Annotated in this window: 13 protein-coding genes; 8 read left to right on the top strand and 5 right to left on the bottom strand. The window is 47.4% G+C overall.

Annotated features, from left to right (window positions below; all coding sequences use genetic code 11):
* The first annotated feature begins 22 nt into the window (after positions 1 to 22).
* The 7 genes from ACR6Z4_RS11815 (at position 23) to ACR6Z4_RS11785 (ending at position 4,783) form a co-directional block, all read left to right on the top strand.
* On the top strand, positions 23 to 466 hold the full coding sequence (locus tag ACR6Z4_RS11815; protein ID WP_479717470.1) for a hypothetical protein: 444 nt from the start codon (positions 23 to 25) through the stop codon (positions 464 to 466).
* Between the two features lie 242 nt (positions 467 to 708).
* Positions 709 to 993, top strand: a complete 285-nt coding sequence (locus tag ACR6Z4_RS11810) for a hypothetical protein (protein ID WP_479717469.1) — start codon at positions 709 to 711, stop codon at positions 991 to 993.
* Positions 994 to 1,002: 9 nt separating this feature from the next.
* Entirely contained in the window at positions 1,003 to 1,407 is a 405-nt protein-coding gene (locus tag ACR6Z4_RS11805) for a type II toxin-antitoxin system VapC family toxin (protein ID WP_479717468.1), read from the top strand.
* 185 nt (positions 1,408 to 1,592) lie between these two features.
* Positions 1,593 to 1,820, top strand: a complete 228-nt coding sequence (locus ACR6Z4_RS11800; RefSeq protein WP_479717467.1) for a hypothetical protein — start codon at positions 1,593 to 1,595, stop codon at positions 1,818 to 1,820.
* A gap of 3 nt (positions 1,821 to 1,823) precedes the next feature.
* Positions 1,824 to 2,198, top strand: a complete 375-nt coding sequence (locus ACR6Z4_RS11795) for a PIN domain-containing protein (RefSeq protein ID WP_479717466.1) — start codon at positions 1,824 to 1,826, stop codon at positions 2,196 to 2,198.
* A 204-nt stretch (positions 2,199 to 2,402) separates the two neighbouring features.
* Complete coding sequence (locus ACR6Z4_RS11790) at positions 2,403 to 3,146, top strand: DUF7847 domain-containing protein (RefSeq protein WP_479717465.1); 744 nt, start codon at positions 2,403 to 2,405, stop codon at positions 3,144 to 3,146.
* A gap of 446 nt (positions 3,147 to 3,592) precedes the next feature.
* Positions 3,593 to 4,783, top strand: coding sequence for an acyl-CoA dehydrogenase family protein (locus tag ACR6Z4_RS11785; RefSeq protein WP_479717464.1), 1,191 nt, complete (start codon positions 3,593 to 3,595; stop codon positions 4,781 to 4,783).
* Between the two features lie 174 nt (positions 4,784 to 4,957).
* Here ACR6Z4_RS11785 and ACR6Z4_RS11780 read toward each other — a convergent pair whose 3' ends face one another.
* From ACR6Z4_RS11780 to ACR6Z4_RS11770, 3 genes are all read right to left on the bottom strand, one after another.
* Positions 4,958 to 5,122, bottom strand: coding sequence for a hypothetical protein (locus tag ACR6Z4_RS11780; RefSeq protein ID WP_479717463.1), 165 nt, complete (start codon positions 5,120 to 5,122; stop codon positions 4,958 to 4,960).
* A gap of 213 nt (positions 5,123 to 5,335) precedes the next feature.
* Complete coding sequence (locus ACR6Z4_RS11775; protein WP_479717462.1) at positions 5,336 to 5,845, bottom strand: hypothetical protein; 510 nt, start codon at positions 5,843 to 5,845, stop codon at positions 5,336 to 5,338.
* A 425-nt stretch (positions 5,846 to 6,270) separates the two neighbouring features.
* The gene (locus ACR6Z4_RS11770) at positions 6,271 to 8,346 is read right to left on the bottom strand and encodes a calcium-binding protein (RefSeq protein ID WP_479717461.1); all 2,076 of its coding nucleotides are present in this window, start codon (positions 8,344 to 8,346) and stop codon (positions 6,271 to 6,273) included.
* A gap of 256 nt (positions 8,347 to 8,602) precedes the next feature.
* Between ACR6Z4_RS11770 and ACR6Z4_RS11765 the strand changes: the two genes are divergently transcribed.
* Complete coding sequence (locus ACR6Z4_RS11765) at positions 8,603 to 9,877, top strand: valine--pyruvate transaminase (protein ID WP_479717460.1); 1,275 nt, start codon at positions 8,603 to 8,605, stop codon at positions 9,875 to 9,877.
* Between the two features lie 50 nt (positions 9,878 to 9,927).
* Here the strand turns inward: ACR6Z4_RS11765 and ACR6Z4_RS11760 are convergent, their stop codons facing one another.
* Positions 9,928 to 11,727, bottom strand: coding sequence for a putative bifunctional diguanylate cyclase/phosphodiesterase (locus tag ACR6Z4_RS11760; protein ID WP_479717459.1), 1,800 nt, complete (start codon positions 11,725 to 11,727; stop codon positions 9,928 to 9,930).
* A 31-nt stretch (positions 11,728 to 11,758) separates the two neighbouring features.
* Positions 11,759 to 14,533 carry a histidine kinase dimerization/phospho-acceptor domain-containing protein gene (locus tag ACR6Z4_RS11755; protein WP_479717458.1) on the bottom strand — a complete coding sequence of 925 codons (2,775 nt, stop codon included), beginning with the start codon at positions 14,531 to 14,533 and terminating at the stop codon, positions 11,759 to 11,761.
* Positions 14,534 to 14,589 lie beyond the last annotated feature (56 nt).

Genomic DNA, 14,589 nt, shown 5'->3' with positions numbered 1-14,589 from the left:
TGTTAGTCTGTAGTGAAATAACATGGGCAAGTTTATCAATTTCAACAATACTCATATCATCGACATCGATGATATTCAGTCTATCGAGTTCAGAGCAAAGGCAATAGGAACCCTTTATAGCGGCAGCCAGCTAGCCAAGCGCTACACTCAACTAACCGGGAAGGAAATTTCTGATTACCCTGGGACAAAATTCAAGGGGACATACGATCAAATTGAAATTGAGTTGAAAAGTGGTCACGCAATTATAATTGAGGACTTTGATCTGAAGAAGTTAAAAGAATATATTCTTTCACTGTTAGAATCTGTTGTCCATTTTGAGTGTGCAGAAGTTAAATATAGGAAGCCAGATGCAAGCGTATCTATTGATGGTGAGATAGAGGTAAAGGCACGACTAGAAACTGGTGATTATCCTCTAGACTTGGCTCTCAGGAACTATGACACAATCGATGTCAAAATAGAAAAGTGAATGTTGTTTTACCTGGTTCAGAATTGTTCCCGTCTCCCCATAACCCCAATGCACATTGACCGTCGAGAGGTTATTGGTTTGAGGTTATTTGTGGTGGGTGATTGCAAACGTTAGATGGCTTTGGCTTCTGGTGGAGACAGTACATCGAGCATATCTCCTTAGCCTTCTAGCTCCGAGACATTTGAGCCGTCTGTAGGGTAAAGGCTATAATTTTCGTAGATTCATCAACCCCTTGGATACATATGAGCCAGCAGCTAACTCTGGAACTAAGTGATGAGGTTTATGCAGATTTACAGCAGCAGGCTAATGCTGTCGGTCTGCCTATCGCAGAGTGGATTGTTGCTGTAGTCAGTGATCAAAGCAGTGGGGGCAGCAAAGCTTTGCACTCAGTAGAGCAACAAGAAGAAATCCGACGAAGATTTAGAAACCATGCTGGGGCAATTAGTCTTGGCTATGCAACGGGTATAGATAATGAAAGCATTGATGCTGATCTTGCGAGAGCCTATGCAAATGAGTACGAAGGATAAGATTGGCTTGTGCTTTTAGATACGTCAGGATTACTGTGTTACATTCACCAAAATGAGCCACAGCATCAAGAAGCGGTTCAATTTCTCAACAGCACCAACCAGAAGTTTTTGACTCATAGTTATGTTTTAGCTGAGTTGATTGCTTTGGCATTAATACGTCGTTTTCCTCGTCCTGTGGTGCTGGCATTTGTGATGGATTTGCTTGATAATCCAGATATCGAAACAGTTTGGGTAGATGAGCAACTGCATCGAGAAGCCGTGAAACTGTTGATGGAACGGCAAGACAAAACTTATTCGTTGTGTGACGCAGTCAGTTTTATGTTGATGCGTCACCGTGGGATGACAGAGGCATTGACTACTGATCGACATTTTGAGCAGGAGGGCTTTGTAAGACTGTTACAGTCAGCCCCCTAACTGCGTTGGTGCGGACGGTACAGAGGCTATCTGTGTGTTCAGTGCTGTCTGCTGCCGTACAACTTCGACATTATGCGACTGGAGTCTCCGGCGAAGGCAATCTCTGTAACCCTCGGTCAGCATGAAAGGCTGCTCTTCTACTGCTCTCTAAGTAAGCGGTGTAGGATTGTAACAAGGAGGGCAATATGAGTATTCCTATCATCGACGAGGTTGTTGAACAATTAAAGGTCATGCCTCAACCCTTGCAAAAGCAGGTGCTTGAATTCGCTCGCTCGCTAGTAAAAGCGGAAGTTCGAGGTACACCAGGGCAGCAATTGTTGCGTTTTGCTGGTTCAATTCCTTCTGATGACCTTCAGTTGATGCGTGAAACAATTGAGCAGGATTGTGAACAGATAGATGCCAATGAGTGGTAGGTTTTGCTCGATACCAACATTGTTATTGCCCTTTTTGCAGATGAAGCGATCGTTAAAGACAATCTTGCTCAAGCCATTGAAGTTTTCATTCCAAGTTGTGTGATTGGCGAGCTGTGCTACGGAGCTAGAAAGTCAGGACGAGTTGAAGTAAACTTGGCAAAATTTGATGAATTAGTTATTGGCAGCACAATCTTGGTATGTGACGCTGAAACGGCTCGGCAATATGGCAACGTTAAGAATAACTTGAGGCTCAAAGGTCTCCCATTGCCTGAGAATGATGTCTGGATTGCTGCCCTTGCACTACAGCATGATCTGATTCTGGCAACACAAGATGCTCATTTTCAAGAAGTAGATGGTTTGAAAACAGCAGCTTGGTAAGTAAGCCGCCGCAAAACAATCCGGTCGGTGCAAACTGCCGAAAATCTCCGGTGTGGATGCAAAGGTTGCTGACAACCGCTCAACCGGAATGTTATGCTGCGCGATCTAGATTAAGGACAGTATCCTAGAGATTGTCTATTAGATTTTAAGATTCTATGCTTTAGAAAACAAAATGAGAATTAGTTTATTAGCATCTCTATTTCTATGATTCAAAAAATCCGCGAAGCTATTGGGTTGTTCACTAAGAACTTGTCGTTATTTAGCTTGATTGTGCTGACAGTCTGGCTACCTGGATCAATTTTGCTAGTGTATTTACGCTTATATGTTTTTCCAGATACAACTGGAGGAGATGAGCTTCGTATCTTGGTTCAAGAATATAGGGTATCTAATGTTATTGAGTTGGCATTTGGTCCACTTTATACGGGTGCAATACTTTATGCTGCTTCTCAACTGAAAAAAGGGCTGCGTCCAACTTATAGTGAATCTATGGCTCATGCAGCACGAAGGAGTTTTAAATTACTAGGAACTCGTATCGGTACTGGATTGATCATATTTGCAGGGGTGATTGCTTTAATTATTCCGGGCGTGATTCTGGCATTACGTTTTGCACTAATTGATGCGATTGTTGTGTTGGAAGGAGTAGATGGAGCAAGTGCCAGAAATCTCAGTGTGCAATTGACCCGAGGGAAAAGATGGAACATCTTAGGTACAATGATTTTGACCTTTATTGGGTTAATCGTAGCTATGTCTCTAGTGTCTTTTATTTTATATCTACCACTAGGATTAGCTGGACAAGGTGAAAACTTTGTAGTAGCCGTAATCTGTGAATGTGTCAACAGTATTCTGTTATCTTTGCTGACTATTGTTTTGTTTTTGTTTTACTGGGATGCAAAGAGCGAACCCTCAAACAGCCAGGATAATGCCAACAGATATAGCGATCCTATTTGATTCGTGAACATGATCAGTTGTGAGAGCGCCTGCCCGCAGGGCAGGCGCTCTCACAACTGATTTAAGATCGCTATAGTAACGGCTGCCTAACAGAACCCCAATGCCCACCGACCGTCGAGAGGTTGTTGGTTTGGTGAACAAATAAAATTTCTAAAAATCTGGTCAGATTGCGGAACCGTAAAATTCAGGTTGTATCTATAAAAATGCGTTGACAGTTCGGACTCATGCTGCGATTTCTTGCATGGGTCATATCAATCCACCAAAATTTGTAAAACCAATTGCATTGCTTAATAGCAGGATGATTTGAACGTGAAATCAAAGGTTTCACGTTTAAATCATCCTCCAAATCAGCAACGCTGAACAGATTTAGGGAATGGATAGGAAAGATTGATTCATAGATTGATTAGCCCCCCCATTCAACAACATTACTGATAGGGGAAAATCTGATGACGCAAGTATTGGAACGCACTGGATCAAAGCGTGATTATCTGGCGATCGCGGCTGCACTTTCACAAGAATTAGCAAGCAGTGCTATCGAACGAGATCGGCGGGGTGGTGCTCCTAATTTAGAAGTTCAAAAACTACGAGAACATGGGTTATTGCCTCTGGTAATACCTCGTGAATATGGTGGAGTCGGAGCCACCTGGCAAGATGGCTTCAAGGTGATTCAAATGTTAGCCAAGGCAGATGGATCAACGGGGCAACTCTATGCCAACCAATTGATTTTATCGATCTTAGGTTTGGTCGCAGGTAGCCCTGCTCAAGCCGAACGTTATCTCCGGGCAACGGCTGAACGGCATTTGTTTTGGGGCAATGCGGTAAATACGCGCGATACTCGCCTCAAGATTGAGCCAGATGGTGATTGCTATCGGGTCAACGGAGTGAAATCGTTTGGCACGGGGGTGATTGCAGCGGATCTTCGAGTATTTTCTGCGGTACAAGAAGGGGTTGATTTTCCATTCTTCTTTGTATTACCCAACGACCGGGATGGCATTTTTTACAATAATGATTGGGATAATATGGGGCAACGCCGTACAGCCAGCGGTAGTTTTACCTTTGATAATGTTTTAGTTAATCCCGATGATATATTGGGTCCTTCACTGTTTCCGGAAAGTGCATTTGCTACTTTCTTGTTTGTTGTCAATCAGCTCGCAAAAACCCATGTGTATTTAGGCATTGCCGAAGGCGCTTTAGCTGCGGCAAAAACTTATACCACCACTCTATCTCGTCCCTGGATGACATCGGGGGTAAGTCGAGCGTCAGATGATTCCTATATTCTGCGGCACTATGGTGAATTATGGGCACAGTTGCAAGCGGCGATCGCATTAGCCGATCAAGCTGCCCAACAGGTTCAGGTCGCGTGGCAAAAGCAGTGGTCGTTGACCCACGAAGAACGGGGTGAAGTAGCAATTACGGTATATGCTGCGAAAGCGATCGCCACTAAAGTGGGGTTAGATCTAACCAATCGGATGTTTGAAGTTATGGGCGCACAAGCGACAGCAAATAAGTATGGATGCGATCGCTATTGGCGCGACTTACGCACCTTTACGTTGCATGACCCGTTGGATTATAAGCTACGCGATATCGGCAATTGGGTGCTGAATCAAGCTTTGCCTGTGCCCAACCAATATTCATAAAGACATTGCTGCATACTATAGCAAGTCTCAATGACGTAACGTAAAAGTATTGGGTGAGAGTCGCGCTCCGCGCGACTCTCACCCAATACTGTAATCTATCCAGAAGTAATGATTTTTGGTGGCGCGGGTGTCGCCCGCGCCACCAAAAATCATTACATGAATATCACTACCAAATTACGATTCCACCAACCAGCGGCAGACCAATTTTCCATTTTCGATTTCCCACTTGGCAAATAGGTTCGAACGCTGAGGTTTCTGTGGTCGTTGGTTGATACCGCCTTCAACGGTAGGGACTAAAGGAAGGGGCACTCTAGACTGAAACAAGGTGTTGGGTGTCATTGGTGTTACCTCTGAATGGTGTGATGCGTTTCCTTCCTATACCTACAAACCCGTGGGTATACCTTGCAGACTATTGTTCGTGCCTTATATCAAGCTATTCTGTGATCTTGATCAATGCCTGAATCACCCCAATGCGATCGCCGGATTAAAAAAAAGCGATCGCTTGCATTGAAAAGCGATCGCCTGTGATTTAACGGGGTTTGGGACTGAAACTTAACGTGCCAGAGACGCATCAAAGAAGTAAACCAGATCACAACGATGAGATAATTGTGGCAAACAAGAGGCTTCAATTTCAATCATGTGAATGTCTTCTAAGTTGAGGCTGAGGGTATTGACTTCGCCACTGGCAATTACATAGTTTGATTGTTCAATGCCATTAATATATAAACCAACTGTAGCAAGGCGATCGCCGGGAATAGTGGTATCTTGCATACCAAAGGCTAATCGCAATGTGCCGGATGTATTGGGACGATAGCGGCAAATCAAGCGGGGATGGCTATCGGGATAGGCATAAAATAAAGGTGGACGAAATCGCCGACCCACGGGAACACTGCTATACCGATTTTGAAATACAGACCAATCTCCAAACGCAAGGCAATCAGACGACAGGGACGGAACATAGGCTGAATCTTGAGCGCGAGCTGGATCCGTAGGAAGAAGGGTTGACGCTGCGATCGCCATCCCCAGTACTGTACTTCGAATCAATCTATTGCAGCGGTTCATAACATTTCCTACTTTTGCTGAATTGAGTATCCAGCTATACCTAACCGTATCCAATCGCAGGTGACGATGACCTCACCTGAATGGGCGATAACAGCATAAGCGATCGGATCTCGTAGGGGCGAAGCGTTCGGATAATGATTTTCGCTATTTACTGAAGACTATCTAACGAACGCTTCGCCCTTCCAGGGAGTAACATGATGTATTGTAGGGGCGAACGACCGTTCGCCCCTACAAACGATTCATTATTCGATCTTATTTAATCCACGCTCCTAAGTTGAATGGGAAACCTTTGGTTTCCCATTCAACTTCATCTCCATAACATCTGAAGGGCTGGTTAGGACAGGGAGCGCGGGGGCTGTGCCCCCGGACAGGGGTGGAACCCCTGCACCCCCTCTTAAAACGGTGCAACGTCATATTGGTTGGTATTAGACAAAATTGAAGTCTGCACCGAGGATGACGTTGGTGGTGTCTTGCACGATCGCAATCAACTCTGCACCTTTATAAATCAGTGTGTCATTAGAAGCACTGCCAACCCAGTTGCTGCTGGTGTCGAGGGAATAATCACCAATGACACCTTGAACCTGGAATTTGTCGCCTTCAGCCCAGTTGAAGTCGGTGATGGTGGCATACCCCGATCCGGTGTAGTAGGTGCCGTAAGCATCGCCCAAGATAAAGGTATCAGCTCCATCGCCACCACTGAGGCTGTCATACTCCATGCCACTGCTAAAGCCGTTCAATGTATCATTGCCGGTGCCACCCACAAGGGTATCGTTATCGCCCCCACCTAGCAGATAATCGTTATCGGCTCCACCAGAGACATAGTCTTCACCAGAGCTACCGCTGAGTGTATCATCGCCATCGCTACCATACAGGGAGTCATTGCCCAAACCGCCGCTCAAGTAGTCATTGCCCAAGCTGGCAGAAAGATAGTCGTTCCCGTCACTACCATAGAGTGAATCATCCCCAGCACCTCCATAGAGGTAGTCATCCCCATCACCAGCTGATAGTGTATCGTTGCCATCGCCACCCCAGAGACTATCACTGCCCAAGCCACCATAAAGATAGTCGTTGCCGAGTTCGCCGCTCAGCGTGTTGTTGGCATCATTGCCTTCAATGTAGTTATCCAATTCATTACCTGTGCCATCGATCGCATCGGTTCCAGTCAAAATCAAAGTTTCTACATTGGCTGATAGGGTGTGTGTAATCGATGCGTAGACGGTATCATAGCCAGAGTCAAAGGCTTCAGTCACGACATCTGCCGCACTATTGACGACGAAGGTATCATTCCCCAAACCGCCGCTCATGGCGTCATCGCCCACGCCACCATCCAGGTAATCGTTGCCATCGCCACCGTCTAACGTGTCGTTGCCGTCACCTCCATACAGCGTATCGTCGCCCAAGCCAGCTTGTAAAACGTCGTTACCGGCTTCGCCGGAAAGAACGTTATTGGCATCGTTGCCAATAATGGTGTTGTCGAGTTCGTTGCCGGTGCCATCGATCGCATCGGTACCGCTCAGGGTCAAGTTTTCCAGGTTTGTGCCAAGCGTGTAGGTCAAGACCGATTGCACCGTATCGATTCCGGCAGCGGCGTCTTCTGTGATGGTGTCGGCAGCGCTATCGATGATGTACAGGTCGTTGCCCAATCCACCTGTCAGGGCATCGTCACCCCCACCACCATCGAGGACGTCATCCCCTTCACCGCCTTGTAACGTATCGTTGCCCAATCCGCCTGTCAAAACGTTGTTGGCACTATTGCCGGTGATGGTGTTGTCGAGTTCATTGCCGGTGCCATCGATCGCATCGGCACCAATTAAGATCAGATTTTCTAGAGCGCTGCCCAGCGTGTAACTGATGGACGATTGCACGGTATCAGTGCCCTCGGCAGCCAGTTCAATCACGGCATCGGCAGCACTGTTGACGATATATGTATCATCGCCACTTCCACCTGTCATACTGTCGTTGCCGGTGCCGCCATTGAGCAAATCGTTGCCTGCACCCCCCTTCAACACATCATCATCTGCGCCCCCTCTGAGGGTGTCGTTGCCGCTGCCGCCATTTAAAATGTCAGCACCTGTGCCACTGTTGATGATGTCGTTGTCTGCGCCACCGTTGGCTACGTCATCTCCAGCGCCCCCAATGAGGCGATCGCTACCACTGCCCCCGATGAGGCGATCGTTGCCACTGCCCCCAAAGAGCTTGTCATCGCCCGCACCGCCAAAGAGCTTGTCATCACCGCCACCGCCAACCAGGCGATCGTTGCCGCTGTTACCCAGCAGGCGATCGTTATCAGCCCCTCCCAATACCGTATCGTTGCCATCACCACCCGTCAGGGTATCGTTGCCTGTGCTGCCGACCAGTTTGTCATCCCCAGCATCACCTAATAGTTGATCATCTCCGGCTTTGCCATTCAGGATATCGTTGCCGTCCAAGCCTTGGAGTAAATCTGCATCGGCAGTGCCATTGAGAATATCATCGAAAAGAGTGCCAAATTTAACAACCATCGTATTTCTCCTGAATTCTGTGGGTTTCTGGGGGTTAAATCCCTTCGAGAATTCAGTAGGGTTGGCTTGAGAAATTTATGCAGTGATTCCGCTATCCTTTCATTAGGATCATGCAGTCATTAGCTGTACCGTAAATTGAGCATTGCTGATTTTGGGGATACATTTGAACGTGAACCTGAAGAGTTTACGTTCAAATGTATCCGCAACCTGACCCACACCGTTTATCCTTTTATTCCCTACCCCTCACCCTGATACCATGTCTTCACTGCTTACCCAATTTGGCGAACAAATGTCCCACCTGACAGGGGTGCGGGCAATTATGAAAGATATTATTGATACCCTCAAAACTGGGAAAGAATTTATCAATCTCAGTGCCGGGAATCCGGTGATCTTGCCGGAGGTCGAGCAATTGTGGCGCGACTGCACTGCTGATTTATTGGCGAGCAACGAATATGGTGAAGTGGTGTGTCGCTATGGGTCGAGCCAGGGCTATCAACCGTTTATTGATGCGGTATTAAACGATTTTAATCAGCGGTATGGGTTAACGCTGACTGAGCGCAATATTTTGATTACACCGGGCAGTCAAGCCCTCTATTTTCTGGCCGCTAATGCACTGGGTGGATATGCCAACGATGGTCAATTGAAAAAAATTGTATTGCCGCTCAGTCCCGACTATACGGGATATGGAGGCGTCACACTGGTGCAAGAAGCACTGGTTGCCTACAAGCCAACATTGGATATCGATGAGGCGGCTCATCGGTTTAAATATCGCCCAGATTTTAGTCAACTCGAAATTGATGAGAACACGGGATTTGTCTTATTCTCTCGTCCCTGCAACCCTACAGGCAACGTATTGACTGATGAAGAGGTGAAAAAAATTGCGTCTCTGGCAGAAACCTATGATGTGCCTGTGTTGGTCGATTCTGCCTATGCCTGTCCTTATCCCGCATTGAATTTCACAGACATGACGCCCATTTTTGCCAAGAATGTGGTGCATTGCATTAGCCTTTCTAAGGCAGGGCTACCGGGAGAGCGGGTTGGCATTGCCCTGGGAGATGAGCGGATTATTCGAGCATTAGAGGCATTTCAAACGAATCTTTGTATCCATTCCTCTCGTTATGGACAGGCGATCGCGGCGCGTGCGATCAATTCGGGCGCTTTAGCAGAGGTGTCCAGTCGCGTCATCCGTCCTTATTACCAGGCAAAATTTACGGTGGTCGAAGCAACGCTAGATGCGGCGATGCCGAAAACATTTCCATGGTTTTTACATCGGGGTGAGGGTGCCATCTTTGCCTGGATCTGGTTCAAAGATTTGCCGATCACCGACCAGGAACTCTACGAAGCCTTAAAGCAAGCTGGTGTCATTGTTGTCCCCGGAAGTCCGTTTTTCCCCGGTCTGCGAGAAGATTGGTCGCACATTCACCAATGTCTGCGGATCAGCCTGACTGCCTCGAATGAAGAAATTGTCACAGGCATGCAACGGTTAGCGCAGGTGTTAGACCAGGTTTGCACCTCGGCGATCGCGCGATGAGTACGACCCAAACGTAGAGCCGCGATGAATCGCGGCTCTACGCCAGATCCTTACCAACGAGGCTCAGATTGCATGAGCATTTCGATTTGATTTGCCGCCAGGGGCTGAGAAAACCAATAGCCCTGACCAAATTCGCACTTGAGTTCCCTGAGATAGTTGAGTTGGCTCTCGGTTTCAATGCCTTCTGCCACCACCTTCATGCCCAATGCTTGCGCCACATTGATAATCATGGAGATCAATTTGGGATGGTGCAACTGATCATCCAGACCGCTAATACCACTGATAAACGAGCGATCGACCTTGAGATGATCGACGGGAAAAGAATGCAAATAGCTCAGAGAAGAATACCCGGTGCCAAAGTCATCAATGCTAAGTTCGATGCGCCGTTCTCTCAGTTGCTTTAACAGCGTAGCGGTTGTGCCTGCATTATCCATTAAGGCGGTTTCGGTAATTTCGAGTTTCAACTGCTGAGGCTTAAGCTGGTTGGCATGGAGAATTTGATCAATCTGATGGATCAGATTGGGCTGGGCAAACTGTCGAACTGATAAATTCACACTGATCGATAGGGTGTCTGAGATGCCTTTTTTATGCCAGTCATGCAGTTGCCGACAGGCTTCTTGTAAGACCCAGTTGCCAATCACGTTAATCAGCCCCGTTTCTTCTGCCACCGGGATAAAGGTGACGGGTGAAATAAACCCATGAACGGGATGATGCCAGCGTACCAGCGCTTCTAAGGCGGCTATTTTGCCGGTGTGCAGGTCAACAATGGGTTGATAATGCAGGGAAAATTCTTGACGCATAATCGCCCGACGCAGATCGGTTTCCAGTTTCAAAAACTGGAGTGCCGCATCGTGCATGGTGTCATCAAAAATGCGGTATTGCGCTTTGCCAGCGGCTTTGGCACTGTACATGGCAGTATCCGCATCGCGTAGAATATGTTCGGCTTCTTGATAGCCCGCGTTGCCCAAGACAACGCCAATGCTGGCATTAATAAATACCTCGTGCCGTTGCAGTTGAAATGGATAGGTCAGCGCTTTCAACAGCTCGTGAGCGATTTGCCCTGCATAGGTGGGATGCTTTATGTGAGTTAACAACACGGCAAATTCGTCGCCACCCAAGCGAGCCAGGGTGTCGTGGTCGTTGAGAATGGTCTGGAGCCGATGGGCGATCGCCACCAATAACTCATCGCCTACGAGATGACCCAGGGAATCATTAATCACCTTAAAGCGATCGCAATCCAAAAATAAGACGGCAAATTGATAGTCAGGGTTCGCGTTTGCCTGGTCGATCGCCTGTTTTAACTGTTCCATTAATAACGCTCGATTGGCAAGCCCTGTCAACGTATCGTGCAACGCTAGATTTAACAATTGGGCATTGGCAATTTCTAGTTGCCGAGTCCGCTCTTTAACACGATTTTCTAACTCACAATTGAGCTGCAAAATTTGTTTTTCTGCCGTTTTTAATGCCAGTTGGTGGCGCACCCGTGCCAATACTTCCTCAAACTGAAACGGCTTAGTAATGTAGTCTGCCCCGCCGACTTCAAACGCCCGTACCTTATCAAAAGCGTCATCCAACGCACTCAAAAAAATGACGGGTGTCCCGGAGGTTTGTGGATCGACCTTAAGCGTTTGACACACTTCATAGCCATCCATCTCTGGCATCATGATGTCGAGCAAAATTAAATCGGGGGGTAGCGATCGCACGGCTGTGAGCGCCATTTGCCCATTAATAGCTTTACGAACGTTATACCCTTGTCTAGACAGCATGGTAGAGAGCAGGCGAATATTTTCCGCAGTGTCATCCACAATTAAAATGTCTGCGTTTTCTGTAGTGCCCCACCTGTTATCCATGCTTTCCTTTGTCTCTTGAGAGAGTTGCTACTTAACGCTTGACTTGGTGTAGGAGTAGAGAAATTTGGTCAAATCGGAAATTGTTAACCAGTTCGGTCAACGCGTTTGATAAACGAGTATGTTCTACGGGAATTTGCTGAATCAGTTGTAGCAACATGAAATCACTACACTGAGAAGCTGCATATTCTAACTCATCTAGCCACTGTCTTGACATAACGGCGATCGCATTGGCATCTAACGTAAACGGATCTGCCGCATCTGTTGCTGCCTGTGCTGCCTCTGACTCCACCTCTGTTTCAAAGCAGTACTGTACCCCGATATGTTTTGCCATGGTTGCTAAAATCTCGTCGGTTTGGAATGGTTTTCGGACAAAGTCGTCACATCCGGCGGAGAGTGCTGCTTGCCGATTTTCTTCAAACGCACTAGCCGTTAACGCAATGATCTTGGCGGTTGGCACCTGGGAATAGCAAAACTTACCTTCCCTGTTCTCAGGATGCCCATCTTGCCGACCTTCTATCCCTTCATCGGCTTGTCCAGTTTGCCCAATTTCCCCCGATCGGGGTTGAACCTGTTCTGCCTTGCGAATCTGCCGGGTTACCTCATACCCATTCATCCCCGGCATGTGCATATCCATCCAGATCAAATGGGGATGCCAGTCTGCCCAACGAGCCAAAACTTCTTGCCCGTCTTTTGCCTCTTGCAGCTCAAACCCCAAAGCGGTAAGAATCTGAACGAGTAAGCGACGATTAATGGGTTCATCTTCTGCGACTAAAATCCGATAGCTGGGTTGATCGGGTGCTAAGCCGATGACGCGTTTTGGGGCTAATTTTTTGATCAGACTGGGTGCAGTGGCGAACGAATGAACCTGAATCGTGAACGAGAACCGGCTCCCTTGACCCACCTGGCTACAGACGGCGATTTCGCCCCCCATCAAGTTGACAAACTTTTGGCTGATCGCTAACCCTAATCCAGTTCCCTCGGTCGTCGTTAAGCCCGCGCGGGTTTGCCGAAATGCCTGAAATAGCAACTCGATCTCGTGGGGTGCAATCCCGGCTCCGGTGTCTTCCACTTCAAAATGAAGCGTGAGGGGTTGCCCAGGTGCGGTAGATCCTGCCATTAATAGTGGGGAAGATACTGGGGGAGATGTTAGGGGAGCTGCTGGGAATAGCTGAGGGCGATCGCCTGCAAGCAATCGAGTTACTCGTAAAATCACCTGTCCCGTATGAGTAAACTTAATGGCGTTGCTGAGTAAATTGAGCAAAACCTGACGTAACTTGCTTTCATCGGTATGGATGTAGTGGGGCACATCGGGACTACAGGAAAAAATCAGGTTTAGACCTTTTGAGCGGGCTTTAAATTGAAAGGTTTGTTCTAAATTACTGAGCAAGTGATACAGGTCGAAATCCACCCCATTGAGGGTAATCCGCCCTGCCTCAATTTTTGACATTTCTAGAACATCGTTGATCAGTGCCAGCAAATGTTCGCCGCTGCGGTTGATGATGTTTACGTATTCCTGTTGTTCAGTAGACAATTGTTCGTCTCGATTGAGCAGTTGAGTAAACCCAAGAATGGCATTGAGCGGTGTACGCAGTTCGTGGCTCATGTTGGCAAGAAATTCACTTTTCGCTTGATTGGCAGTATCCGCACCTTCTTTCGCTGCCTGAAGCTGCTGGGCTTGTTGTTGCGTTTGAGTCAATAATTCGGCTTGCTGTAAGGCAACCCCCAGTTGTGAAGCGATCTGGGTAACAATGCGAAGATCTTCTGCTTGCCAATGACGAGGGGCATCATTTTGATAGATACCCAGTAAGCCCCAGAGATGATTGTTACAAAAAATTGCAGCGGTAATGTAAGCCCTTGCCTGAAATTGTTCGAGCAGATGGATATAGCAGGGATTGAAGCCCATTTGATAAATGTCTACAACACAGCGATAGCTGCTTTTCTGACGATAGATGCTCCCTTGATTGTCTCGTAGAAAGGTGTCTTCAATCAGGTCTTCGGTACTATCAATTGTTTTAATCATGCACTCAGCGTGATCCGCCGTTTGAGTTACTGAAATAGGCGCATTTGAGGCGGGTCGTAACGGTTTCCAGCAGTCTGCGACAGATTCAGACACAAATGTTCCACTCCAATCGGGATTAAAGCGATAAATCAAAACGCGATCGCACTTCAGCACCCGTCGTAGTTCTTGAGTGGTGGTGTTAAAAATGGTTTCTAAATCAAGGGTCTGACGGATACGTTTAACGATTTTGGCGATCGCCATTTCTCGTTCAAATCCGCGACGCAGTGAGGCTTCTGCCCGCTTTTGTTGTGTGATATCGCTGAGGGTACAAATCACCCGCTCTACTTCACCCGTGGAACTGAACTGTGGGTCAGTATTGATCAAGAGCCAACGCCTGATCCGGTGTTCAGCCGTCTGGAACTGAACAATGACATCATGCATCGGTTGGCGTAAGGCGATCGCCTGTTGTACAGGCAATTCAGGAATTTGAAACGGTATACCATTGTCTTGAAGTAAGTGCCAGTTTTTGCCAAACACTTGATGACGTAAATCGGTAGCCAGTCCATTCAGTAGATGGAGGGCTGCTCGGTTATAAATCAGAATTTCTGCTTCTTTATTCAGCAGCAACACCCCCACCTGCATATCGCGGATCAGGTGGCGAACGTTTTTTTCATACTCGTCTAAGGTCTGTTGGCGCAGCCGTTGAGCTTTAAGGCGTTGATTAAAACTCAGTACCAACGTCAGCAGTAGCAAGATAACTAACGCAGATAGACCAATGGCGATCGCCAACAAGGATAGTTGGATCATCGTGGGTGTTGAATTGTGTGCAAAGACGGTTAGGGATCTACTCGATGGGATAACTG

This window comes from Calyptranema fuscum S582 (genome assembly GCF_055793305.1).
Note: the sequence above shows the minus strand (reverse complement) of the source record. Positions and strands in the feature narration are given on the sequence as shown.

Excerpts from the sequence above, each read along its gene's own strand:
- ACR6Z4_RS11815 (WP_479717470.1), top strand. The coding sequence starts at position 23 with ATGGGCAAGTTTATCAATTTCAACAATACTCATATCATCGACATCGAT.
- ACR6Z4_RS11810 (WP_479717469.1), top strand. The coding sequence starts at position 709 with ATGAGCCAGCAGCTAACTCTGGAACTAAGTGATGAGGTTTATGCAGAT.
- ACR6Z4_RS11800 (WP_479717467.1), top strand. The coding sequence starts at position 1,593 with ATGAGTATTCCTATCATCGACGAGGTTGTTGAACAATTAAAGGTCATG.
- ACR6Z4_RS11790 (WP_479717465.1), top strand. The coding sequence starts at position 2,403 with ATGATTCAAAAAATCCGCGAAGCTATTGGGTTGTTCACTAAGAACTTG.
- ACR6Z4_RS11785 (WP_479717464.1), top strand. The coding sequence starts at position 3,593 with ATGACGCAAGTATTGGAACGCACTGGATCAAAGCGTGATTATCTGGCG.
- ACR6Z4_RS11780 (WP_479717463.1), bottom strand. The coding sequence starts at position 5,122 with ATGACACCCAACACCTTGTTTCAGTCTAGAGTGCCCCTTCCTTTAGTC.
- ACR6Z4_RS11775 (WP_479717462.1), bottom strand. The coding sequence starts at position 5,845 with ATGAACCGCTGCAATAGATTGATTCGAAGTACAGTACTGGGGATGGCG.
- ACR6Z4_RS11770 (WP_479717461.1), bottom strand. The coding sequence starts at position 8,346 with ATGGTTGTTAAATTTGGCACTCTTTTCGATGATATTCTCAATGGCACT.
- ACR6Z4_RS11765 (WP_479717460.1), top strand. The coding sequence starts at position 8,603 with ATGTCTTCACTGCTTACCCAATTTGGCGAACAAATGTCCCACCTGACA.
- ACR6Z4_RS11760 (WP_479717459.1), bottom strand. The coding sequence starts at position 11,727 with ATGGATAACAGGTGGGGCACTACAGAAAACGCAGACATTTTAATTGTG.
- ACR6Z4_RS11755 (WP_479717458.1), bottom strand. The coding sequence starts at position 14,533 with ATGATCCAACTATCCTTGTTGGCGATCGCCATTGGTCTATCTGCGTTA.